This window comes from Sphingobium sp. CFD-1 (genome assembly GCF_024611115.1).
GTDB lineage: Bacteria > Pseudomonadota > Alphaproteobacteria > Sphingomonadales > Sphingomonadaceae > Sphingobium > Sphingobium baderi_A.
Map to the genome: position 1 here is coordinate 3,171,048 of NZ_CP084398.1, position 21,156 is coordinate 3,192,203.

Consider the following 21,156-nt stretch of genomic DNA (forward strand, 5'->3'; position numbering starts at 1 on the left):
TAGCGCCCCATGGACATGCATTATCTGACGGTCATCCTGCTCGGCATCGTCGAGGGGCTGACCGAATTCCTGCCGGTATCCTCGACCGGCCACCTCATATTGGCCAGCGAACTGCTGGGCTATGACGCATCGACCTGGGCGATGTTCAATGTCGTGATCCAGCTCGGCGCGATCATGGCGGTGGTGGTGCTGTATTGGCGGACATTCTGGGCGGTCGCCATGGGCCTGCTGCGGCGGGAGCCGGTGAGCTGGCGTTTCCTGCGGAACCTGCTGATCGCGTTCATGCCATCGGCCGTCATCGGGCTGGCGCTGCATAATTATATCGAAGTGCTGCTGGGCGCGCCGCAGGTCGTGGCCTGGGCGCTCATCGTCGGCGGCATCGCCATCCTGCTGATCGAGCGGATGGTCAAGAAAGCGGAATATCACGGCATCGCCGACATTCCGCTGCTACAAGTGGCCGGTATCGGCTTCATCCAGTGCATTTCGATGATCCCCGGGGTGAGCCGTTCGGGCGCGACGATCATGGGCGCCTTGATGTTGGGCGTGGAGCGGCGGACGGCCGCGGAGTTCAGCTTCTTCCTCGCCATCCCGACCATGCTGGGCGCGAGCACGCTGGAGCTGCTGAAAAAGGGCGATCAGATCACCAGCGCCAGCGTGGGATGGGGCAGCATCGCGCTGGGTTTTATCGTTTCCTTCATCGTCGCGCTGCTGGTCATCAAATGGTTTGTGGGACTCGTGTCGCGGCGGGGATTCACGCCCTTTGCCTGGTATCGAATCGTGGCGGGCACGGCGGCATTGATCTGGCTGGCGGCAAGATAGGGCCGTTTCGGAACCATATAAACGCTTTATCCTGCAATCCATTCGCATTAAAGATGAATGATGCTAGATTTTAGGTAACTTATGCTGACCTAATAGCCAGAATCCGCGTGACTTTGCCTATCTTTGAGCCTATGTGAGCGCCTGCAATATTTTCCAGGGGCGACTTATGGGTGACAATCCGATGCTGAAGTTTGTGGGGACGGGCCAGGCCTATCCCGAAAAACGCTCGGCGCAGGATCGCGCGGACGATTTCCTTGAGATCAGCCGCAGCTTCATTCTGGACCGGGCGGAAGAGCAGGCGTCGCGCTGTTCGCAGTGCGGCGTGCCCTATTGCTCGACCCATTGCCCGCTGCACAATCATATCCCCGACTGGCTGCGCCTGACCGCCGAGGGGCGGCTGCGCGAAGCCTATGAGCTGTCCAACCTCACCAGCACCATGCCGGAGATTTGCGGCCGCATCTGCCCGCAGGATCGCCTGTGCGAAGGCAATTGCGTCATCGAATTTTCCGGCCATGGCGCCGTCACCATCGGCAGCGTCGAAAAATACATCACCGATACGGCGTGGAAGGAAGGCTGGGTCGAACCACTGGTGCCCGGCAGCCCCACCGGCCAGTCGGTCGGCGTGATCGGCGCGGGCCCGGCGGGCCTGACCACGGCGGAATATCTGCGCGTCGCGGGATATGAGGTGCATGTCTATGACCGGCACGACCGGGCGGGCGGGCTGCTGACCTATGGCATTCCCGGCTTCAAGCTGGAAAAGGACGTGGTGATGCGCCGCGTCCAGCGGCTGAAGGACGGCGGCATCGTCTTTCACCAGAGCTTCGAGGTCGGACGCGACGCCACGCTGGAAGAGCTGCGCCAGAAGCATGACGCGGTGCTGATCGCGACCGGCGTCTACAAGCCGCGCGACATCAAGGCGCCGGGTGTGGGCGCCCCGGGCGTGGTGAAGGCGCTGGACTATCTGACCGCTTCCAACAAGGCGGGCTTTGGCGACGCGGTGCCGGAACATGAGGACGGGTCACTGCTGGCGGCGGGCAAGAATGTCGTCGTCATCGGCGGCGGCGACACCGCGATGGACTGCGTCCGCACCGCCATCCGCCAGGGCGCCAAGTCGGTGAAGTGCCTCTATCGCCGCGACCGGGAAAACATGCCCGGATCGCAGCGCGAAGTCGCCAATGCCGAGGAGGAAGGCGTCGAGTTCGTGTGGCTGACCGCGCCGGTGGCGTTCGAAGGCACGGAGCATGTCACCGGCGTCAAGGTGACGAAGATGCGGCTGGGTTCACCCGACGCTTCGGGCCGCCGCGCGCCGGAGCCGGACCCCGGCAGCGAGCACACGCTGGAGGCGGACCTTGTCATCAAGGCGCTGGGCTATGACCCGGAAGAACTGCCGCGGCTGTTCGGATCGGAAGACCTGTCTGTCACGCGCTGGGGCACGCTGCGCGTCGATCATCGCACGATGATGACCAGCATGGACGGCGTGTTCGCGGCGGGCGACATCGTGCGCGGCGCTTCGCTGGTCGTCTGGGCGATCCGCGATGGCCGCGACGTGACCGAGCATATGCACCGTTACCTCAAGGCACAGGCCAAGGCAGCGGCGGGCGAAAGGGTCGCGGCGTGAAGAAGGCGCTGTTCTGGATGGCGGGGGCCGCGCTGGCTTTCGCCGCCCCTGCCCCCCTTCTTGCACAGGCGCAGGAGCAGGCGGCCGATCCCGCGCGGATCGCGGCGGCGAAGCCGGTGGTGGACAAGGTGTTTCCTGTCGGCACCTATCGCCGGATGATGGGCGAAACCATGTCCAAGATGATGGACAGCATGATGGACGGCGTCATGAAGATGCCGCTCGCGCAGCTCGCCCGCATCGGCGGTGTGCCGTCGGAGAAGATCGCGACCCTCAATGATGCATCCATGGCGGAGATCGGCGCGATACTCGACCCGCATTTCCGCGAGCGGACGAAGAAGGGCATGGACGCAATGATGGCGTCCATGGCGGACCTGATGAACGGGTTCGAGCCGCAGGTGCGCGACGCGCTGACCCGCGCCTATGCCCGCAAGTTCGACGGGCGGCAGCTTGGTGAGCTGAACGGCTTTTTCGCGACGCCGACCGGCGACCTGTATGCCCGCGAATCCATGATGATGTTCATGGACCCGGAAATCATGCGCGAAATGCAGGCTTTCATGCCTGAGATGATGAAGAAGATGCCCGACATCGCGGCAAAGGCGGAGGCGGCGACCAAAGACCTGCCCGCCCCCCGCAAGATTGCCGACCTGTCGCCAGCCGAACGCGACCGGCTGGCGAAGCTGTTGGGCGTGAAGGCCGGCGACCTCAATGACAACGCCGCTTCGACAAGCGACGAAGGGACCGAATGATGACTGAGCAGAATCCTTTCATGGCCAGCCCCGAAGAGCGCGCACGCATCGCTGCCGAGGGCATGTATCACCCGGAGATGGAAGGCGACGCCTGCGGCGTGGGCCTGGTTGCGGCCACCGATGGCCGTGCCAGCCGCCGCGTGGTGGTGAGCGCCATCGATGCGCTGAAAGCCGTGTGGCATCGCGGCGCGGTGGACGCGGACGGCAAGACCGGCGACGGCGCTGGCATCCATGTCGACCTGCCGGTGCGCTTCTTTGACGACGCCATCGCCGACAGCGGCCACAAGCCCATGCCCAACCGGCTCGCCGTCGGCATGATCTTCCTGCCGCGCACGGATCTGTCGGCGCAGGAAACCTGCCGCACCATCGTCGAAAGCGAGATCATCGACGCGGGCTACACCATCTATGGCTGGCGCCAGGTGCCGGTCGACGTGTCGGTCATCGGCGAGAAGGCGCAGCGCACCCGCCCGGAAATCGAGCAGATCATGATCGCCGGGCCGATGCCCGAGGAACGCGATCAGGCCGAGTTCGAAAAAGACCTCTACCTCATCCGCCGCCGGATCGAGAAGAAGGTGATCGCCGCGCAGATCAACGATTTCTACGTCTGTTCGCTGTCCTGCCGCTCGATCATCTACAAGGGGCTGTTCCTGGCGGAATCGCTGTCGGTTTTCTACCCCGACCTTCAGGACGAGCGGTTCGAAAGCCGGGTCGCGATCTTCCACCAGCGTTATTCGACCAACACCTTTCCGCAATGGTGGCTGGCCCAGCCCTTCCGCACGCTGGCGCATAATGGCGAGATCAACACGATCCGCGGCAACCAGAACTGGATGAAGAGCCACGAGATCAAGATGGCCAGCCTCGCATTCGGCGAATATAGCGAGGACATCAAGCCGGTGATCCCGGCGGGCGCTTCGGACACCGCCGCGCTCGACGCCGTGTTCGAGGCAATCTGTCGCGCCGGGCGCGACGCGCCTACGGCCAAGCTGATGCTGGTTCCCGAAGCGTGGCAGAGCGACAAGGCCGACCTGCCCCGGCCCCATGCGGATATGTATGAATATCTCGCCTCCGTGATGGAGCCGTGGGACGGCCCCGCCGCGCTGGCGATGACCGATGGCCGCTGGGTCGTCGCGGGCGTGGACCGCAACGCGCTGCGTCCGCTGCGCTATACGCTGACGGGCGACAATCTGCTGATCGTGGGGTCCGAAACCGGCATGGTCGTGGTGCCCGAAACCACCATCATCCGCAAAGGCCGCATGGGCCCCGGCCAGATGATCGCCGTCGATCTGCTCGAAGGCGAACTCTATGACGACCGCGCAATCAAGGACAGGATCGCGGGCGAAGCGCCCTATGGCGAACTCATCAAGGACTTCATGTCGGTCGAGGACCTGCCGCAGGCGCCCAGCGCACTGCCGCAATGGGACAAGGCGGAACTGACGCGCCGCCAGGTCGCGGCCAACATGACGCTGGAGGACATGGAGCTGATCCTCAGCCCCATGGTCGAGGATGCGAAGGAAGCCATCGGCTCCATGGGCGACGATACGCCGCTGGCCGTCATTTCCGACAAGCCGCGCACGGTCAGCCATTTCTTCCGCCAGAATTTCAGCCAGGTCACGAACCCGCCGATCGACAGCTTGCGCGAACGGCATGTGATGAGCCTCAAGACGCGCTTTTCGAACCTCAACAACATTCTGGAAGAAGGCGCGCAGAAGAACAACGTGCTGGTGCTGGATTCGCCGGTGCTGACATCGGCCGAATGGACGCGGCTGAAGGCGCATTTCGGCCATGCGGTCGCGGAAATCGACTGCACCTTCCCGGCCGAGGGCGGGCAGGAGCAGTTGCGCGCGGCGATCACCCGCATCCGCGAGGAAGCGGAACAGGCGGTACGCGAAGGACGTAGCGAAATCTTCCTGACGGACGAGCATGTCAGCGCCGACCGGGTCGCCATTGCGGGCGTGCTGGCGGCGGCGGCGGTGCACACGCACCTGGTCCGCAAGGGGCTGCGTAGCTATGCGTCGATCAACATACGCTGCGCCGAGGCGCTCGACACCCATTATTTCGCGGTGCTGATCGGCGTGGGCGCGACCACGGTAAACGCCTATCTGGCCGAAGCCAGCATCGCTGACCGCCATGCGCGCGGCCTGTTCGGCGACCTGCCGCTGGAGCAATGCTTCGAGCGTTATCGGGTGGCGATCAACGAGGGCCTGCTCAAGATCATGTCCAAAATGGGCATCGCGGTCATCAGCAGCTATCGCGGCGGCTATAATTTCGAGGCGGTGGGCCTGTCCCGCGCGCTGGTGAACGACCTGTTCCCCGGCATGCCCGCCAAGATTTCGGGCGAAGGCTATCATTCGCTGCACTACAGCGCGAAGATGCGGCACGACGCCGCTTATGACAGCGCGATCGTGCGCCTGCCGGTGGGCGGCTTCTATCGCCAGCGCAACGGCGGGGAAAGCCATGCCTATTCGGCGCAGCTCATGCACCTGCTGCAAACATCGGTCGCGACGGACAGCTATTCGACCTATCTGCAATTTTCGCGCGGGGTGCGGGATTTGCCGCCGGTCTATCTGCGCGACCTGCTGGAGTTCAACTTCGCCCGCGAGGCCGTGCCGATCGACGAAGTGGAAGCCACCACGGAAATCCGCAAGCGCTTCGTGACGCCGGGCATGTCGCTGGGCGCGCTCAGCCCCGAAGCGCATGAGACGCTGGCCATCGCCATGAACCGCATCGGCGCGAAGGCCGTGAGCGGCGAAGGCGGCGAGGATGCGAACCGCTTCAAGCCCTATGAGAATGGCGACAACGCGAACTCGGTCATCAAGCAGATCGCGTCAGGCCGCTTCGGCGTCCATGCCGAATATCTGGGATCGGCCGAGGAGATCGAGATCAAGGTCGCGCAGGGCGCCAAGCCCGGCGAAGGCGGCCAGCTTCCCGGCTTCAAGGTGACGGAGTTCATCGCCAAGCTGCGCCATTCGACGCCCGGCGTGACGCTGATCTCTCCGCCGCCGCACCATGACATCTATTCGATCGAGGATCTGGCGCAGCTCATCTACGACTGCAAGCAGATCAACCCGCGCGCGCGGGTGTGCGTGAAGCTCGTCAGCCAGGCGGGCATCGGCACGGTCGCGGCGGGCGTGGCGAAGGCCCATGCCGACGTCATCCTGGTGGCGGGCCATGTCGGCGGCACGGGCGCGTCGCCGCAGACGTCGATCAAATATGCGGGCACGCCATGGGAAATGGGCCTGTCGGAAGCCAATCAGGTGCTGACGCTCAACGGCCTGCGGCACCGGGTGAAGCTGCGGACGGACGGCGGGCTCAAGACCGGGCGCGACATCGTGATCGCGGCGATCCTGGGCGCGGAGGAATTCGGCATCGGCACGCTGTCGCTGGTGGCCATGGGCTGCATCATGGTGCGTCAGTGCCACAGCAACACCTGCCCGGTGGGCGTGTGCGTGCAGGACGAAAAGCTGCGGCAGAAGTTCACCGGCACGCCCGAGAAGGTCATCAACCTCATGACCTTCATCGCCGAGGAAGTGCGCGAGGTTCTGGCGCGGCTGGGCTTCCGCAGCCTGGACGAGGTGATCGGGCGGACGGAACTGCTGAAGCAGGTCAATCGCGGCGCGGAGCATCTGGACGACCTCGACCTCAATCCCATCCTCGCCAAGGTGGATGCGCCCGACGAGCAGCGGCGCTTCAGCCTCGACGCGTGGCGCAACGAAGTGCCCGACAGCCTCGACGCGCAGATGATGCGCGACGCCAAGGCCGTGTTCGAACGGGGCGAGAAGATGCAGCTCACCTATACGGTGCGTAACACGCATCGTGCGGTGGGCACGCGCCTGTCGGCCGCCGTGACTGAACGGTTCGGCATGTCGGCGCTGGCGGACGGGCATCTGACGGTGCGCCTGCGCGGAAGCGCGGGCCAGTCGCTGGGCGCGTTCCTGTGCAAGGGCATCACGCTGGAAGTCTTTGGCGACGCCAACGACTATGTGGGCAAGGGGCTGTCGGGCGGCACCATCGTGGTCCGCACGACCGTCTCCAGCCCGCTGTCGAGCAAGGACAACACGATCATCGGCAACACCGTCCTTTATGGCGCGACCGCGGGCAAGCTGTTCGCGGCGGGTCAGGCGGGCGAACGCTTCGCGGTTCGCAATTCGGGCGCGCAGGTCGTGGTCGAAGGCTGCGGCGCCAATGGCTGCGAATATATGACCGGCGGCATAGCGGTGATTCTGGGCAAGACCGGCGCCAATTTCGGCGCGGGCATGACCGGCGGCATGGCCTTCATCCTCGACGAGGAGGGCAGTTTCCCGGCGCAGGCTAACCCGGAGAGCATCGTCTGGCAGCGGCTGGAAAGCGCGCATTGGGAAACGGAGCTGAAGGCGCTGATCGCCCAGCATGCGGTCGCCACCGACAGCAGATGGTCGAACACGGTGCTGGACGACTGGGACCGCTGGCGGCGCTATTTCTGGCAGGTCTGTCCCAAGGAGATGGTGAACCGGCTGGCCTATCCGCTAAGCGATGCGCCTGCGGAGGTGGTCGCGGCCGAATAAGGCCACATCGGCTTCAAGGCTGGGCGGGGACGGCCGGCGCGAGCGTCGGGCGGACCTTCACCGGAACGGATTTCGGTATGGCGGCGGGGGAAGGGTCTTCTCCCGCCGCTAATCTTTCCGGCGAGGGCGACAGGCGAGACGCGGACGCGGGCGGGGTCTCGACCGGCATGGCCGTCCCATCGCCGGACGTCATATAATCCTGCACCACCGGGTCCGTGCTGCCGTGGATCATGCCGTCAGCATCCCAGTTGCCCTGGTCCGCCGCCATCTGCCGCTCGGCAAGCGTCGGACCGCAGCCGGTGCATCGGATGACGGCCGGCCCCTGTTCCGGCGTGGTGGGCGCGAAGCCGGCCAGATCATCCTCCGGCGCGTCGAACATTTCGGTTTCCGCGACGCGTGGCGCCCTTTCCGGCGTGGTCACGAAATGGCCTAGCCCCATGCCCAGCAGAACCGCCGCGCCCGTGGCGCTCGCCCCGGCGATCCAGAAGGTTCTTGCCATGGCCGCCTCCTCTTGTCGTGACCCGTTCCCGTCAATCGTAACGCATATGCAGATCGGTTGTTGCATAGGGAAAAAGCCTTTGCTAAGGGCCGGCTCCTACCAAGGCACCGGCCCCGCCGGTTCCCCGGAAATGTGCGGTCGTGGCGGAATTGGTAGACGCGCAACGTTGAGGTCGTTGTGGCCGAAAGGCCGTGGAAGTTCGAGTCTTCTCGACCGCACCAACACCCATTGATTTCATTGGGTTTTTTCGGGGGTTTGGCACAGTTTGGCACACTGCCAGCCCCCAGAAATGCTACAGGGCGTTTCTAAATCGCGGTGAATCGGCCGGCACCACCCCTCATTTTATCGAATGTTTCGGGGGCGCCCCAGTCGGGTCGATGGTGGGTCGCTGCTCGTTCTAGCCCACTCGCGCGCGACCTCGGGAAGCCAACGCGGACGAGCCAAGGCTGCGACACGGGGCGGTAGCTTTTCCGGGCATTGCGAAACCATCCTGCAGATCGTGCTCTCCGAGTAGCCGAGGAATTTCGACAACTCTCGTGGCGTCCACAGGCGGTCGTCTTCCGTCATGCCCGTTCACTCTTCGACGATCTTGCGAGCCTTGGCGAATGCCCGATCGCTTTCCAGAAAAGCAGCGAGCATTGCGGGGATCAGCTCAACGACGGCCTCTTTCCGCCCGTAGGCCTCAGCGTAGAGGGTCGCATATTGCTGGAGCATCTGGTGCAGGTCCGGGGTGACGGTAATCGCCAGCTTGATCGGCGTTCTGTCGGGCAGCCGCGCCAGTTTAAGTTCGGGCATGATCGCTCCTATCCGCGCCATGGCGCGAGTATGAGGTCCTTGTGAACGACGAGCCGGACGGTCGCGCCGGGGCGGATCGTGATGGTCGGCTGAATGTCGAGGCTTCGCGAGGTGAGCTGGTCGCCAGCGCGCGACACGTTCTGTTGGGTCGACTCCCGGATCGCCTGAACCAGATCGCTTTCTCCTGTGACCGTCAGTTCAGAGCCGACGCCCAGCAGCGTGGCGAGAGCGACCCCCTTGAGCAGCGCCCATGTGTGGAAATCGACCTTGTCCTGCAAACCGGCATAACCCGACGCATCGGTTGCCGGCACGTTGCCGATCCGCATCGAGCTGCCATCGGGCAGCATGATCCGTTGCCAAACGATCAGTGCGCGCTTCTGGCCAAACGCCACGACGCTGTCATAGCTGCCGATCAAACGCGACCCCTGTGGGATGAGCAGGATCCGGCCGGTGGGACTGTCGAACACCTGACTGGTCACCTGCGCCGTGACCAGTCCGGGCAGATCGGACCGAAGCCCCGTGATCAGGCTCGCCGAAATCACACTGCCAGCCGAGAGAAGATAAGGTGAAGGCGCTGCGGTCAATGTGTGAGGATTGACGTCGCTCGATCGGTCGAGCGTCCCAACGAACTGGACCTTGCGCCCCTGCGCATTCGGATCGCGACCGGGAACGGCCGCTGGGCCTTCAGCAGGTGTGGGGGTCAGGGTCGGCTCATCTACTACCCCGGGGACCGCCGAGATCGATGACGGCGTCCGGCCCTGAACCAGAACGCCGGACTCTCGGGCAGCTTTGAGCTCTGCGAGCTCGCGTTGCCGCTCCTGAGCCGCTTGGTCGACTGAGGGATCGGCGCCCGTTCCGGTTTCCATCGCCATCCTGCGTTGGCTTTCAAGGATCGGCCGGCCGAGATCTCCCGGCAGAGGTGGGCCGAGTTTCGGCGTGTCACCATATGTCGCCGGCAATCCATTCAGGGCGTCGGTCGATGGCCGATTGTTCGGCTCCGACAGCTCCTGACGATCAGCAACCGCGCTGAATACGCGCGGCTTCAATGCGATCCAGGCCACCGCCACCAAGCTGACCGACCCCAAAGCGGCAATGGCGATGATGACGCCTCGGCGAAACCGGATCGCACGAGCGGGCTTGGCCCGGATCGCCAGGGTTTCGGGATCGAGCTTCGGCGCCGGAGGAATGACAGTTTCGCTCATGAGCGTTTGCCCTTCCGCGCGGCACTGCCCTCGGCAACGCGGTTGATGCGGACGATCTGCTGCTTGCGTGTCCCAAGCCTGAGTTCAGCCGCATTGAAGATGCGATCGACGACGTAGAATCGGCCGCGGACGCGATAATTGACCAGTTCGGCGTCGCCCGTCGGACCAATGATGAAGAGCGGTGGCGCTTCGCCCACAGCGATGCTCGCCGGAAATTCGACGAATGTCTGCCGGCCATCGTCGAAGGCCCGGAACGGCCGCCAGGTCGCCTGATCGCCGCTGATAACATAGTTGAAATGGAGGTTTTCGATCGAAAGACCTTCCGAGACAGGTGCGGCCGCAGCCGCCTGCTCGGCGGCCCGGCGCAGTGCGATCAGTTGATCGGCAGGATAGGTCCACGATAACGCCGCCATAGCGGTGCGCGACGTAGCGGTGAGTTGGATATGGTAGCTCCGCCGGTCGGTCGTAATGATGAGATTCGTTGCTAGGCCGGGTGCGAACGGCTTTACCAATATATGTGTGCGCTTCTCCGAACCGGTGCCACTCGTCGTGTCCCCGATCACCCAGCGCACCGTATCGCCAGCGGCAACTGCCACAAGGCCTTCGCCCGCCTGAAGGGCTATGTCAGTCACGGCCCCCGGCGCGGTGTAAACCTGGTAGATGGCCCCCTCAGCGAACGGAAAGACCTGCTTTGCGTTCACGAACGCCTGCGCCTGGGGTTCCTGCGTCGCAGCCCGGTTCGCAGCGGCGACGCGCGCCACTTCCGGGCTGATCGAAGGTTTTAACCGGGCGCGGCCGGCTGCGGGCTTCGAATCCGAGATGATGGGCGACGCCAGAGGTCCAACTGTTTTTGGCGAAGCAGCGATTTCGGCGAACGCTGGCGCGCTCGCAAGGGCGACGGCTGACACGGCAAAGATCAATTTCATGGGCGTGACTCCGAGGCAGGCAGCGCGGGCGCGGCAAGATTGGGATCGAGGGGCGATCCGAGCGGAAGGTTTGGCCCTGCCGGCGACGAAGGAGTCGGCGGCGGCGATGATCCCGGCGGCGTTGCGGACTCGAGTTCCCGGCTCCAGTCGACCGCATCGACATAAACGCCCAGCGGGTTGCGGCGGAGCGTGTCGGCATCGCTCGGTGGTTTAAGCACAACCGTCAGGATCGCCGTCCAGCGTGATGTCCCGGCCTCGGTGCCACGCTCATAGGCGGTCTCGGTCCATTTGACCTGGAACGAGCGGTCGGATGCTCGCACCACGCTGGTGACCTGGACCGACACGGTGCGTTCGCCGATGGCGGCAAACGGATTGGCGCCGCGCGCATAGTCGCCAAGGAACTGGCTTCCGCGCTTGGTCGTGAAATCATAGGCTTCGAGCCAGTCCTGGCGAACCAGCACCGGATCGAGCGACCGGCCGCGGACATTCGCGATGAAGCGCGACAGGTGCCATGCGATCTGCGGATCTGTCGGACGATAACCGGCCTCGGCTTCGGTGACAGCCCTGGCTTCACCGAGACGATCGACCTCAATGACATAGGGCGTGACACGGCTTTGGGTCGATTGCCAGACAAGACCGGATGAAAGTCCGCCCGTCAGCGCCAGACAGCCGAACGCCATCAGTCGCCAGTTGCGTGCCTGTACCCGGGCGGATCCGATCCGCTCGTCCCAGACTTGGCCGGCGCGTTGATAGGGCGTCTCCGGCTCGGGGGTTCGTCCGTATCGCTGGACGGCGCGTTTAAAGGACATCGGCTAATCCCTTTCCTTGATGTCGGGGGTGGCGGAGGCGCCGCCGCGATCGCCCTGCTGGAGGGCGTGGACCGCGATCTGGCGGTGATGGCGGGCAGTCTGCTGACTGCGCATGGCGCGCGCCCATGCAGGCGCGCCGCCGTTGCTGGGAACCTGCGAATTGTCCCCGCTGCTGGTCCGGTTGAGGGCGTTCCATGCCGCAGCCCGCCCTTCGGACGCGGCCGCGCCAAGCCCGAGGGCGCTGGAGACCCGTTCGCGGGCAGCGTTCCCAGCAGCGCGCGCGACGCCGCCAAGGCCAGCCGCCATTGTTGGTTCAGGCGCGTTTTCCTTGCCAAGGCTGTATGCGGTCAACGCGGCCGACCCCATCGACGTGCCCGCGCGGACCGCACCAAGGGCTGCCCCGCCAAGCGCCCGCACGCCGCCAACGGCGGCACCGCCCGCGAGCATCGTAATGCCGGCCGCGCCGACAGTCGTCCCGAGGGCTGCGCCCGCACCAAGCTGTGGCGCGCCGGCGACAAGACCCGATGCGATGCTGGGACCGAAGATACCGAGCCCAAAGATGGTCAGGCTGGCGAGCGTCAAGCTCATCGCCTGGCCGATGTCGGGCTCTTGACCTTGCAAGGCCGCGGTGAACTCGCTGAAGAAGTTCGAGCCGATGCCGACGATTACGGCGAGCACCATGACCTTGATACCGGACGACACGACGTTGCCGAGAACGCGTTCGGCGAGGAAGCTTGTCCGGTTCCACAGTGAGAATGGAACCAGGATGAAGCCAGCCAACGAGGTTAGCTTGAACTCGATGATCGTCACGAACATCTGCACCGCGAGGATGAAGAAGGTGATGATCACGATCGCCCACGCGAACAGCAGCACGGCGATCGTCAGGAAATTGTCGAAGAAGGTCGTGAACCCCATCAGCTGGGAGACCTGCTCCAGCAGCGGCCACGCCGCCGAGAAGCCGGTGCCCGCCAGACGCCCGGGCTTCAGGAGATCAGCTGCGCTCAATGTACCGCCACCAGCAGTAAGGCCGGCTTGGGCAAAGGACCGAAAGATGATGTCCGAGAGCGTTGAAAAGCTGTTCAGGATGAACGCGAATGCCCCGACGTATAGGATCTTCTTGATGAACCGGCCCATGACATTGTCATCGCCCCCCAAGGCCCAGAATAGCCCGGCAAGCGTGATGTCGATCCCGATCAGGGTGACGGTCAGGAAGCGGACGTCACCGCCGAGCAGGCCGAAGCCGGCATCGATGTAGGTGATGAAAGCCTGCATGAAGCGGTCGATGACATTGAGATCGTTCACGTGAGCGTTTCCTGCGAAAAGAGATGCCGCGGAGCGGGACCGGGGGAGCGAAGCCCCGCCCCGCGGCGGACGACGGCGGGAGGCGACACCGCCATCGCCCTGTCCGGCGGCGCTATTGGCCAGGGGGCAACTGGCTGTAGGCAGAGCCGGAACCGAGGAAGCGGGAGGTGGCGGCGCGCGCGTCGATCTGGGCTTGCGCACGGCGTGCCTGTTCGATCGTCTCGGCGCGATATTGCGCAGCCATCATGTTCTGGATCTGGAACTGCTGCTTGGCGGTCAGCGCGAGCAGCTGGTTCGTGGCCTGCTGGGCCTGCAGCGCCCCTTCGGCGCCTTGGCTTTTGGCGACGATCGTCGACAGGGTTTGCGCATCGGCCGCGACATTCTCAGCGACCTGCGCCTGCACCGTCATGGTGTGCTGATAGGCGGCCATCGCGGTATCGAGCCGGGCGCGTGCTGCGATGACCTGATCATTGGTCCGCAGCGCGGATGAGAAGCTTTGCGGGAACAGCTGGCGGAACTGCTGGTCGAGGCCCGTGACCTGGAATCGGATGCCCTGGGCCTGACCCATCAATTGATCGACCTGCTGCAGCGTCTGGGTCAGCGCCTCCAGCTCCGGGAAGTCGATGCGGGTCAGATTCTTGGCCTGATTGATCAGGCCCGTCGCTTCGTTCTGGAGCGATTGGATCTGGTTGTTGATCTGCTGAAGCGTGCGTGCGGCCGTCAGCAGGTTCTGGCTATAGTTGCTGGGGTCGAACACGACGATCGCTTGCGCGGGTGTCGAGGGTACGGTCAGGCCCAAGACGAGCGAACCGGCGGCTCCGACGCCGAGCGCGCCTGCGATAAGATATTTGCGGGATAGGAAACGCATCACATTACTCCTGTGCTTGGGGGGCGGGAAAATTGGCGAGGAGGTCGGCAGCCCAGTCGAGACCCGCATTGTCGAGGAAGCGCGCGGCGAAATCCGCCTGGCCGCTTTCGGCGACCATCGCGTCGATCCGTGCCTGGGTTGCCGGATCGGAGGCGCCGCAGAGCGCCAGCGCGATCGGTCCAATGCCCAGCTCGAAAAGCCGGTTGCCGCGCGCAGACTGGAGATAATATTGCCGCTTCACCCGATTCTCGGACTGACGATCTTCGCCCTCACCCTTGCGGCGGGCACGACGGCTGGCGGCTTCTCGCATCGCTATCCTCCATCGCCACCCAAAAAGGCACAAAGCCTCCCCGGAAGGCGGGGGTGGGCGGCGAAACGCGACCAAGAGGCCCGGCTCCAGCGGCCGGCGGCACCGTCAGGGCGGAACGAAGAGGAGCACCCCGAAGCGAAGCGGAGGGGTTGCCGCAGGCCGCGCCGGGCCTAGCGGGGAGCGCCGCCCGCACCCGCCGTACCGGGAGAGGCACAAGTAACGCCGCCGCGCGAATGCGCGGCGCCCATTGCCACGCCAGCGATCGTCACCGTCAGGACGAGACCCGCCAGGGGCTCGGCGAAGACCGGCGTCCCAGCGCCGGTCGAAGTAGAGCGCGATCGCACCATGTGCGAGGCGCCCAATTGCTTATGCTAGGATATTGAACCTTCGCGGCCGAACGCCACCACGGCAATTGCCAAACCCTCGCCAACGATCCATCGCGCACGCTCGAGGTGCGAGCGCCAGCAAGCCTCGGCATCGTCATCAGCGGCGTCAAGGCGCATCAGCAGCGCGGCTTCCGCCCACGGCGCGCCGGCATCGTCCGCATCGATCAGGGCTGCATAAAGTGCTAGATGACGGCGGTCATAATCGACGACGTCGGTTCCACTGGGCGCCCGTTGATCAATCCCATCCATGTCGGACCTACTTACCATGCTAGCGCACCATAGCGAATAGGAACTATCGTTCCTAGAACTTTCGTTCCTGTTGGCTGATCCCAATCTGGATGGATCTCAAGCATGTTCTGGCGACGAACCTACGTCGACTTCGCCATGAGCGTGACCTGACGCAAGAAGACATCGCTGACCTTACTGGCCTGAGTGCGCGCTATATCGGTTCGATCGAGCGCGCACGTGTATCGGCAAGTGTCACCGTGCTGGGAAAGCTGGCCAAAGCATTGGACATCGCGCCGTGCCGGCTCATCGAGTCCTGACGGACTTCGCTTAGATCTCTCAGGCTCGCGGTGCTGACTGGACCCGTCGTTTCTTTTCGAGGACACCGCGCGGGCCTGCATGGATCAGCCGCATGCCGGTTTCCACGAGACGTCGGACGCAGGACTTGCGATGTTCGCCGTCACCCGGCCAATCGCCCTGGCCGAACAAGAACTCGGCGGTTTCCTTGAGGCTGGCGCCAGCGTTGCGGGCATCGACCGCATGTAAGGCCTGCAGCTTCTGAGCCAATGACGCAAAAGCGCGACCGGTGCCCGCTGGCGCGCGAAACGCCATGATCGCTTCGAGCTTCACCGCGAGCCGGCTATCGTCCGCCACGTCGAACCGAAGGCAGACCGGTCCTGCCAGCATGGTGCCCTCGGATACATCGAGCCGCATGGGCTCGCCGCCACGGTCGATGACCAGATGCTCACCATCTGGTCCCCGCACGAAACGGGTCGACTCAGCCCGCGCGTCGAAAGCCCGCGTCTCCGCCGCGGAAGGCAAAGCCCTGACGGCAAGGACACGCGGATCGACGACCGCCGACCAACACGGCAGCACCAGGGCACAGTTCTGGGCCGGATCCTCAGCGAAAGTGCAGCCCCCACCGGGCAACGAAATTGGGGCTGGCGGCAGCTTCGGGATGCGGGGCTGCCGCCAACGCGGCATGAGCGGCGCGATAGGCAGGGTCGCGCCGCAGCACCTCCCACGCCAGGGCGGTCGGCCCCCGCCGGAGCACGGCCTCGCGAGCCGTCTGATCGGGGGATTCCATGCCCACCCTCAGTCCATCTCACCCAACTGGGATCGCACGAACGTCGCGGCGGCCTCGGCCTGGTCGGGACGCAGCGCATCGATCGCCGGCAAATGGTCGGGAACATGGTCACCCAGCAGGATCGATGGACATTGGCCTTCGACATTGCCGAGATTGGGGCGATGCTGGGCATAGCCGACCAAGGCCGCCAGTTCCGGCGAAAAGTGTCGTGCGACCTGCGGCGGATAAACCAGCCACTGCAACTCGAAAGGCTTGAGCCAGCCGAGGCAATAGCTGATGACTATGCCCCGACGCGGCGCGATGCTGGCGTTGCGACCACCACCATGCAAGGTCGACCCAAGGAAGATCAGAGCGTCACCCGGCATGGCTACCGGCACCACCGCCTCCTCTTCCGGAAGCACAGGCATATCCTGCTCACCATGGCTCCCGGTCCAGAGCCGCGTGCCGCCGTTCTCTCGCGTAAAGGCCGTCAGCGGCCACATCACATTGACGAGATATTCGAGGCTGCCCTTGGGACCCCGCCACATGTCCTGATCCCGGTGCGGAAGCTGCGGCAATGCTCCGGGCTGGATCTCGATCGCCTGCGTGAGATTGAGCGCGATGCGTTCAACCGCGCGCTGTTTCATGAGTTCGCACGGCCTTATTCTCCTTATTTATCCACGGTGTCGTTCGTCCGCATGCGTGTTTTATATGCCCGCCCAAGCCGCACTTTGTCTTCGGGTTACTTCGTGCGCGGATTTGGCGATCGCAGTCGGCGCAGCAATCTGAAACTGGCGGGCATGCATCGACGCAAGCATTTGGAATAATGCGGCATCCTCCTCCGGAGGTGCTTGCAGAATATGGGTTTCCAACGCTTGCTCCGCCTCTGCGAAGTCGGCAAAGTCCGCGCCGAGCAACGCGCCGATCTCCTTCCGGTCGAGATCGCGCGCGGCAGGGCCGACGCTGTCAACACGCGCCAGCAATGACAGCATAGCTTGCAACTGCTCCTTATAGCTCTGATCGATCGGTTCCGCGCCTTTGAGGCTGGATAGCGTATCGTTGATCTTGGCGATCAGTCCGGCTTGCTCTCCATTGCATGCTTCGAGTGCGGGGACATTCGGTAATGACTGCCCCATGAGCTTTGACAAAGCGATGACTATCACCTCGCGCAGGGAGATGTCCCATTCCAGATAGATGGAATGAGGGTCGCCAGCTATGCCTCGCGCGACCGTACCCGCGAACTGCATCGTGCCCAGGGTCGCGAACTGTAAGGTGTGAAAAAGCACTACACGCATGTCCACCGCCTTGCCGGACGCGCGCGCATATTCCTCGCAAAGTTCCTCGAAGGGGCTTCCCAACGGCTCAACGGCTTCGCGCATGAACATCGTTGCGAGATCCATCATAGGATCGGCGATCATCGCGAACTCGAAATCATAAAGGCCCGTCAGGCGGCCCTTGTCGAACAGAAACTGCCCGCAGTCGAACTGCACGAAGCGCGCGTCCGTGCGGTTTGCAGGCACGTTGCGGCGCATCCACCCAATCGCAAATTCCAGCAAAGGTTCGGCCTTTGCCTTTGTCCGTCGATAGAGCGGCATATAAGCGCTGATGCCGACCAACGCTATCTCTTCGGGGCTCGACGGCCGGTTCACCCCGGCCTCCACGAACGGGTCGAGCGGCAGATCATGCATCGCCGCGATCGCACGAATATATTCCTGGCCGATGGCCGCTCGCGCTACCGCATCCTCTTCGCTGGCCATATCGCGCGTGCCGGGGAGCGTCTCCATGACGATGCAGGGCGGATCGGCGCAATAACCGTAGACATGCGGCACGGGAATGCCGTGCCGCTCCAGGATGCCGAGGATGTCCGCTTCGCGCTTGAGATCGGGGAAAATGGCGGCATCGCCCGTGCGGTCGCCCCGCAGATAAATTTGCTCCGTCCGTCCATCTTTCAGCAGCTTTGCATACCAGGACGGACGCCAACGCACTTGCCGCTCCATTTCGACAATCACGCCGCCGGTTGCGGTCTCGACAAATTTCCTAAGCCTTTCCATCCCCACGTCATCATAGGCATCAAGTTCGACGGCCGTAATGGCATTCATTCCCAGGTCCTTCATTTCCGCGGCCCGATGACCACAAGCAAAGTGCGCGCGATATTCCCCTTGGTTCGGCTGCCTTTGCAATCCGGACTTGTATCGGTGAATCTCAAGAAGGCATCGCTGAAGCAGCGTTTAGCCCGATCTTGAGGAACGTCGCGTGGGGCAAGACAGATCGGGCCCGTATTGGGACTCGCATCGGCCCAAATCGCTGAAAGCCCGCCTGTTTGAAATGCCTTGAGTGAACACCGTTATCCTATTATCAAGGTTCGATAATGGCGAGTGGCGGGTTCGGCGGTCGCCTCACCGGAACGATAAGCTCCGGTGATGAGGTAGGAGCAGGCATATGGAGCAGGAGCGAGCGTTTAAGGGAGAACGGCTGTACGCCGGCCGCAACGAGGGCGCGCTCGTCAGCGCGGATTATTCCCTCCGTGTCGACAACGCAAAATGGTTGCGCGCAGGGGAAGCAGCCATTCTGTCGGACCATTTCTATCTTGAATGGATGATGTTTCGCGACGAAGATGTCGAATATGCGCGCCCTAATGGCGAATATGTGACATCGCATGCGGTCATATTCGTGCCGCCCGGGCAAAGGATTCGCGCTCGATGGAAGGGCGGACGCATCAGGACGGTGTCTTGCTGTTTTCGGCCCCGACTGTTGAAAGACAGGCCGGAATTATTGCAGAACCTGATGAATCTCGACGGAGATCATCTTTTCAACCTGCGCAGCGCCTTTTTGGAATCGGGACTGTGCCGGATTGCGGATGAGACGGTCTCACCGGGATTCGACAGCGATTTCATGGTTCGGTCGCTGCTGCAGGCGCTTTGCAGCGACCTTCATCGGACCGCATCGACCGGACGAGATGAGCCGGCCATACATGGCGCGCTTTCTCCAAGTCAGCTGCGAACGCTACAGCAGTTACTGCGCGAAACGGACGGGAAATTGCCGACGGCAGATGATCTGGCGCATCGGTGCAGTGTCATGCCTCGTGCGCTCTCCTCGCTTGTGAAAGGTGCCACCGGCATGGGCTTGCGGCATTTCATCGCGCATGAGCGTTTGAGCCGTGCTCGAGATCTGCTCGATGATCGCAGGATGATGATAAAGCAGGTCGCCTTTTCATGTGGTTTCGCCAGCCCGGCTTCTTTTTCCGCTGCCTTTCGAAAAGCGACAGGGATGACGCCTGCCGAATATCGAAACCGTAGCTGATTTCGCAATTCGACGTCGGTCATCGATAGCGTTCCGTATCTCGCCGATACCGTTCCGCTCTGTCAAATGCCAGCACCAATGCATAGCATCGTGCCGACGCGGCGATTGCGGAGCGGCGTCTGGATAATGAGGGAGAGATATGGTCCATTGGTCGAACGGCTGTTGCCGCTTGGTTCGCATTTCCATTATGAGCCTTTCCTTGGTGACGGCAGGGCAGCCGTCCATAGCAGCGGCCGGCAGCGCGAAATCGGTCTGGAACCGACCTGCCGATATAAAAGCCATCAGAGCGCTCGAAAGCCGGCTGGCCAACAGTGCCAACGCAGAAGATCTGTCCGGACTTTTAGCGGATAATGTCGTGCTGCTCGACGCTTATGCCCCATCGGTTCGCCGTGGCAGGCAAGAGGTAATCGACGCCTACCGAGGCCATCGGGACGTGCTGCGCAGCGGCCAAGGCCGCTATACGGAAATGAGCGTGGTTTCGACTCCAAATTTTGCCTGCAGTGCGTCACAGATTCGATATGACGTAAAGGATCAAGCTGGCGGTGGAGCTAAAGAGTTTCGGAAACTTGATGTCTTCAAGAAAATCGGTGGTCGCTGGCAACTCATTCAACAGCATATCTCCGTGGCTTTGGATCGACAGACGTACACAGCAACGGTGAATCCTTTGCCTGTCCGTGGAGCTTTGACTTGGCAAGACGCGAAATTCAGCAATGTCCCCGTAGATGTTGAATCAGCCCGACGCGGGATTGTGGATTGGACCGAACAAGCGCTACGCGAGGTCGGTTTGCATTCCGCCATGAAGTTCATCGCGCCTGGACAAGATGTGCTAGTTTATGGCGAGTTTAACCCCGGCAACTTACGAACCCGTGAAGAGGTGACTGCCTATTGGGGACCGCTTTACAACAGCTTTTCCGGTCTCGAAGTTCAGAGTCCAGTTTTCGAGGTTGATTCCGATGGTTTGCTCGGTGCGCAAATCGACACGCAGAATATCACGATCGCCATGAAGGATGGCACACGACCCCGAATTTCAATCCGACAAAGCGATTGCCTCCGCCAGTTCGACGGTAAATGGCAGACATTCCTGGAAGCGGTATCTTACACCGTCAACAGAGAAACAGGGCAAGCCATTGTTTTTGCCCCCTAAAGGTCCGACACGTTCCCAAGGGGCGAGCGCTCGCGCGAACACCTCCGGCATGGCGCTGCGTTGTGAGGGTTCATCCGGCGCTCTACCCGAAATGTAAACCCGATCCCTTGGGCGGATCGGTAGGTGTTGGCCATGTTGCGGCCGCCGTTGCCGGTCCGCCATTCGATGGGATGCGGTAGGGCCGGGCGTTCACGTCGCCTTAGCGATGTCAGATTGTGGCGATCATGAGCGAGCCTGGCAAGTCGGTCCTCGCCCCGCGTTGAACCTGCCGGGATGTCTATGTCCAGGCTATCCGGCTAGGCAGCGGCTATTGGCTAGCCATTATATTCGATCTTGCTCCATCGCTAAAATCCATGGCCGGGTAGAAGGCCGCCGACGATTCGACGGGGCCCTTGCGAGCGACATACGCCCGCCCCGCGCTATCGTCCAGAAGCATGCACGTAAGGCGCAAGGCCAGGCCAGATATCTTTGATTTTCCTATCGCTATCGATGGACTGCATGCCTGCCCCATGCTGACTGCAAGCGGCGCCCCCTCAACGCAGCGGGCTTGTGGCGTGATGATTATTTAAGACATTGATTTATCACATAATATTTTGGCCT

The 21,156-nt window shown here is 63.0% G+C and carries 18 protein-coding genes, 1 tRNA gene and 2 pseudogenes; 8 read left to right on the forward strand and 13 right to left on the reverse strand.

The window, feature by feature from the left end:
• Positions 1 to 9 precede the first annotated feature (9 nt).
• The 4 genes from LDB26_RS16020 (at position 10) to gltB (ending at position 7,724) form a co-directional block, all read left to right on the forward strand.
• Positions 10 to 819: an undecaprenyl-diphosphate phosphatase gene (locus LDB26_RS16020; RefSeq protein ID WP_257539148.1), complete on the forward strand. Its 810-nt coding sequence runs from the start codon at positions 10 to 12 to the stop codon at positions 817 to 819.
• Between the two features lie 166 nt (positions 820 to 985).
• On the forward strand, positions 986 to 2,437 hold the full coding sequence (locus LDB26_RS16025; RefSeq protein WP_257539149.1) for an NAD(P)-dependent oxidoreductase: 1,452 nt from the start codon (positions 986 to 988) through the stop codon (positions 2,435 to 2,437).
• Positions 2,434 to 3,183, forward strand: a complete 750-nt coding sequence (locus tag LDB26_RS16030; RefSeq protein WP_257539150.1) for a DUF2059 domain-containing protein — start codon at positions 2,434 to 2,436, stop codon at positions 3,181 to 3,183. The genes LDB26_RS16025 and LDB26_RS16030 overlap by 4 nt, the downstream gene beginning before the upstream one ends.
• Positions 3,183 to 7,724, forward strand: coding sequence for a glutamate synthase large subunit (gltB, locus tag LDB26_RS16035; protein ID WP_257542166.1), 4,542 nt, complete (start codon positions 3,183 to 3,185; stop codon positions 7,722 to 7,724). The genes LDB26_RS16030 and gltB overlap by 1 nt, the downstream gene beginning before the upstream one ends.
• A 13-nt stretch (positions 7,725 to 7,737) precedes the next feature.
• On the opposite strand, the gene LDB26_RS16040 is transcribed toward gltB, so the two are convergent.
• Positions 7,738 to 8,223 carry a hypothetical protein gene (locus tag LDB26_RS16040; protein ID WP_062061274.1) on the reverse strand — a complete coding sequence of 162 codons (486 nt, stop codon included), beginning with the start codon at positions 8,221 to 8,223 and terminating at the stop codon, positions 7,738 to 7,740.
• Between the two features lie 134 nt (positions 8,224 to 8,357).
• On the opposite strand from LDB26_RS16040, the gene LDB26_RS16045 reads away from it, so the two are divergent.
• Positions 8,358 to 8,444, forward strand: a tRNA-Leu gene (locus LDB26_RS16045).
• Positions 8,445 to 8,796: 352 nt separating this feature from the next.
• Here the strand turns inward: LDB26_RS16045 and LDB26_RS16050 are convergent.
• The 8 genes and pseudogenes from LDB26_RS16050 to LDB26_RS16085 all read right to left on the reverse strand — a co-directional run bounded on the left by LDB26_RS16050 (position 8,797) and on the right by LDB26_RS16085 (position 15,070).
• Entirely contained in the window at positions 8,797 to 9,018 is a 222-nt protein-coding gene (locus LDB26_RS16050) for a DUF2274 domain-containing protein (protein ID WP_257539152.1), read from the reverse strand.
• A gap of 8 nt (positions 9,019 to 9,026) precedes the next feature.
• Positions 9,027 to 10,220: a TrbI/VirB10 family protein gene (locus tag LDB26_RS16055; protein ID WP_257539153.1), complete on the reverse strand. Its 1,194-nt coding sequence runs from the start codon at positions 10,218 to 10,220 to the stop codon at positions 9,027 to 9,029.
• Entirely contained in the window at positions 10,217 to 11,146 is a 930-nt protein-coding gene (trbG, locus tag LDB26_RS16060) for a P-type conjugative transfer protein TrbG (RefSeq protein WP_257539154.1), read from the reverse strand. The genes LDB26_RS16055 and trbG overlap by 4 nt, the downstream gene beginning before the upstream one ends.
• On the reverse strand, positions 11,143 to 11,955 hold the full coding sequence (gene trbF, locus LDB26_RS16065) for a conjugal transfer protein TrbF (protein WP_257539155.1): 813 nt from the start codon (positions 11,953 to 11,955) through the stop codon (positions 11,143 to 11,145). Before trbF ends, trbG begins: the two co-directional genes overlap by 4 nt.
• Positions 11,956 to 11,958: 3 nt before the next feature.
• Complete coding sequence (gene trbL / locus LDB26_RS16070; RefSeq protein WP_257539156.1) at positions 11,959 to 13,257, reverse strand: P-type conjugative transfer protein TrbL; 1,299 nt, start codon at positions 13,255 to 13,257, stop codon at positions 11,959 to 11,961.
• Between the two features lie 112 nt (positions 13,258 to 13,369).
• A complete protein-coding gene (gene trbJ, locus LDB26_RS16075; RefSeq protein WP_257539157.1) occupies positions 13,370 to 14,125 on the reverse strand; it encodes a P-type conjugative transfer protein TrbJ in 756 nt (251 codons plus the stop codon).
• Between the two features lie 4 nt (positions 14,126 to 14,129).
• Positions 14,130 to 14,363 (reverse strand): annotated as a pseudogene (locus LDB26_RS16080) (hypothetical protein); the annotation flags it as partial.
• Between the two features lie 443 nt (positions 14,364 to 14,806).
• Entirely contained in the window at positions 14,807 to 15,070 is a 264-nt protein-coding gene (locus tag LDB26_RS16085) for a hypothetical protein (protein ID WP_257539159.1), read from the reverse strand.
• 89 nt (positions 15,071 to 15,159) lie between these two features.
• Between LDB26_RS16085 and LDB26_RS16090 the strand changes: the two genes are divergently transcribed.
• Complete coding sequence (locus LDB26_RS16090; RefSeq protein ID WP_257539160.1) at positions 15,160 to 15,366, forward strand: helix-turn-helix domain-containing protein; 207 nt, start codon at positions 15,160 to 15,162, stop codon at positions 15,364 to 15,366.
• 19 nt (positions 15,367 to 15,385) lie between these two features.
• Here the strand turns inward: LDB26_RS16090 and LDB26_RS16095 are convergent, their stop codons facing one another.
• From LDB26_RS16095 to LDB26_RS16110, 4 genes and pseudogenes are all read right to left on the reverse strand, one after another.
• Positions 15,386 to 15,922, reverse strand: a complete 537-nt coding sequence (locus LDB26_RS16095) for a DUF2285 domain-containing protein (RefSeq protein ID WP_257539162.1) — start codon at positions 15,920 to 15,922, stop codon at positions 15,386 to 15,388.
• Positions 15,923 to 15,947: 25 nt separating this feature from the next.
• Entirely contained in the window at positions 15,948 to 16,133 is a 186-nt protein-coding gene (locus LDB26_RS16100; RefSeq protein ID WP_257539163.1) for a transcriptional regulator domain-containing protein, read from the reverse strand.
• 8 nt (positions 16,134 to 16,141) lie between these two features.
• Positions 16,142 to 16,741: pseudogene (locus LDB26_RS16105) on the reverse strand (phytanoyl-CoA dioxygenase family protein); the annotation flags it as partial.
• Positions 16,742 to 16,819: 78 nt separating this feature from the next.
• The gene (locus LDB26_RS16110) at positions 16,820 to 18,211 is read right to left on the reverse strand and encodes a phosphotransferase family protein (RefSeq protein WP_257539164.1); all 1,392 of its coding nucleotides are present in this window, start codon (positions 18,209 to 18,211) and stop codon (positions 16,820 to 16,822) included.
• A gap of 340 nt (positions 18,212 to 18,551) precedes the next feature.
• Between LDB26_RS16110 and LDB26_RS16115 the strand changes: the two genes are divergently transcribed.
• Positions 18,552 to 19,412 (forward strand): helix-turn-helix transcriptional regulator, encoded by an 861-nt coding sequence (locus LDB26_RS16115; RefSeq protein WP_257539165.1) that lies wholly within the window; start codon positions 18,552 to 18,554, stop codon positions 19,410 to 19,412.
• A 139-nt stretch (positions 19,413 to 19,551) separates the two neighbouring features.
• Positions 19,552 to 20,556 (forward strand): nuclear transport factor 2 family protein, encoded by a 1,005-nt coding sequence (locus tag LDB26_RS16120; protein WP_257539166.1) that lies wholly within the window; start codon positions 19,552 to 19,554, stop codon positions 20,554 to 20,556.
• Positions 20,557 to 21,156: the final 600 nt, after the last annotated feature.

Excerpts from the sequence above, each read along its gene's own strand:
- LDB26_RS16020 (WP_257539148.1), top strand. The coding sequence starts at position 10 with ATGGACATGCATTATCTGACGGTCATCCTGCTCGGCATCGTCGAGGGG.
- LDB26_RS16025 (WP_257539149.1), top strand. The coding sequence starts at position 986 with ATGGGTGACAATCCGATGCTGAAGTTTGTGGGGACGGGCCAGGCCTAT.
- gltB (WP_257542166.1), top strand. The coding sequence starts at position 3,183 with ATGACTGAGCAGAATCCTTTCATGGCCAGCCCCGAAGAGCGCGCACGC.
- LDB26_RS16040 (WP_062061274.1), bottom strand. The coding sequence starts at position 8,223 with ATGGCAAGAACCTTCTGGATCGCCGGGGCGAGCGCCACGGGCGCGGCG.
- LDB26_RS16050 (WP_257539152.1), bottom strand. The coding sequence starts at position 9,018 with ATGCCCGAACTTAAACTGGCGCGGCTGCCCGACAGAACGCCGATCAAG.
- LDB26_RS16055 (WP_257539153.1), bottom strand. The coding sequence starts at position 10,220 with ATGAGCGAAACTGTCATTCCTCCGGCGCCGAAGCTCGATCCCGAAACC.
- trbG (WP_257539154.1), bottom strand. The coding sequence starts at position 11,146 with ATGAAATTGATCTTTGCCGTGTCAGCCGTCGCCCTTGCGAGCGCGCCA.
- trbF (WP_257539155.1), bottom strand. The coding sequence starts at position 11,955 with ATGTCCTTTAAACGCGCCGTCCAGCGATACGGACGAACCCCCGAGCCG.
- trbJ (WP_257539157.1), bottom strand. The coding sequence starts at position 14,125 with ATGCGTTTCCTATCCCGCAAATATCTTATCGCAGGCGCGCTCGGCGTC.
- LDB26_RS16085 (WP_257539159.1), bottom strand. The coding sequence starts at position 15,070 with ATGGATGGGATTGATCAACGGGCGCCCAGTGGAACCGACGTCGTCGAT.
- LDB26_RS16090 (WP_257539160.1), top strand. The coding sequence starts at position 15,160 with ATGGATCTCAAGCATGTTCTGGCGACGAACCTACGTCGACTTCGCCAT.
- LDB26_RS16100 (WP_257539163.1), bottom strand. The coding sequence starts at position 16,133 with ATGGAATCCCCCGATCAGACGGCTCGCGAGGCCGTGCTCCGGCGGGGG.
- LDB26_RS16110 (WP_257539164.1), bottom strand. The coding sequence starts at position 18,211 with ATGAATGCCATTACGGCCGTCGAACTTGATGCCTATGATGACGTGGGG.
- LDB26_RS16115 (WP_257539165.1), top strand. The coding sequence starts at position 18,552 with ATGGAGCAGGAGCGAGCGTTTAAGGGAGAACGGCTGTACGCCGGCCGC.
- LDB26_RS16120 (WP_257539166.1), top strand. The coding sequence starts at position 19,552 with ATGGTCCATTGGTCGAACGGCTGTTGCCGCTTGGTTCGCATTTCCATT.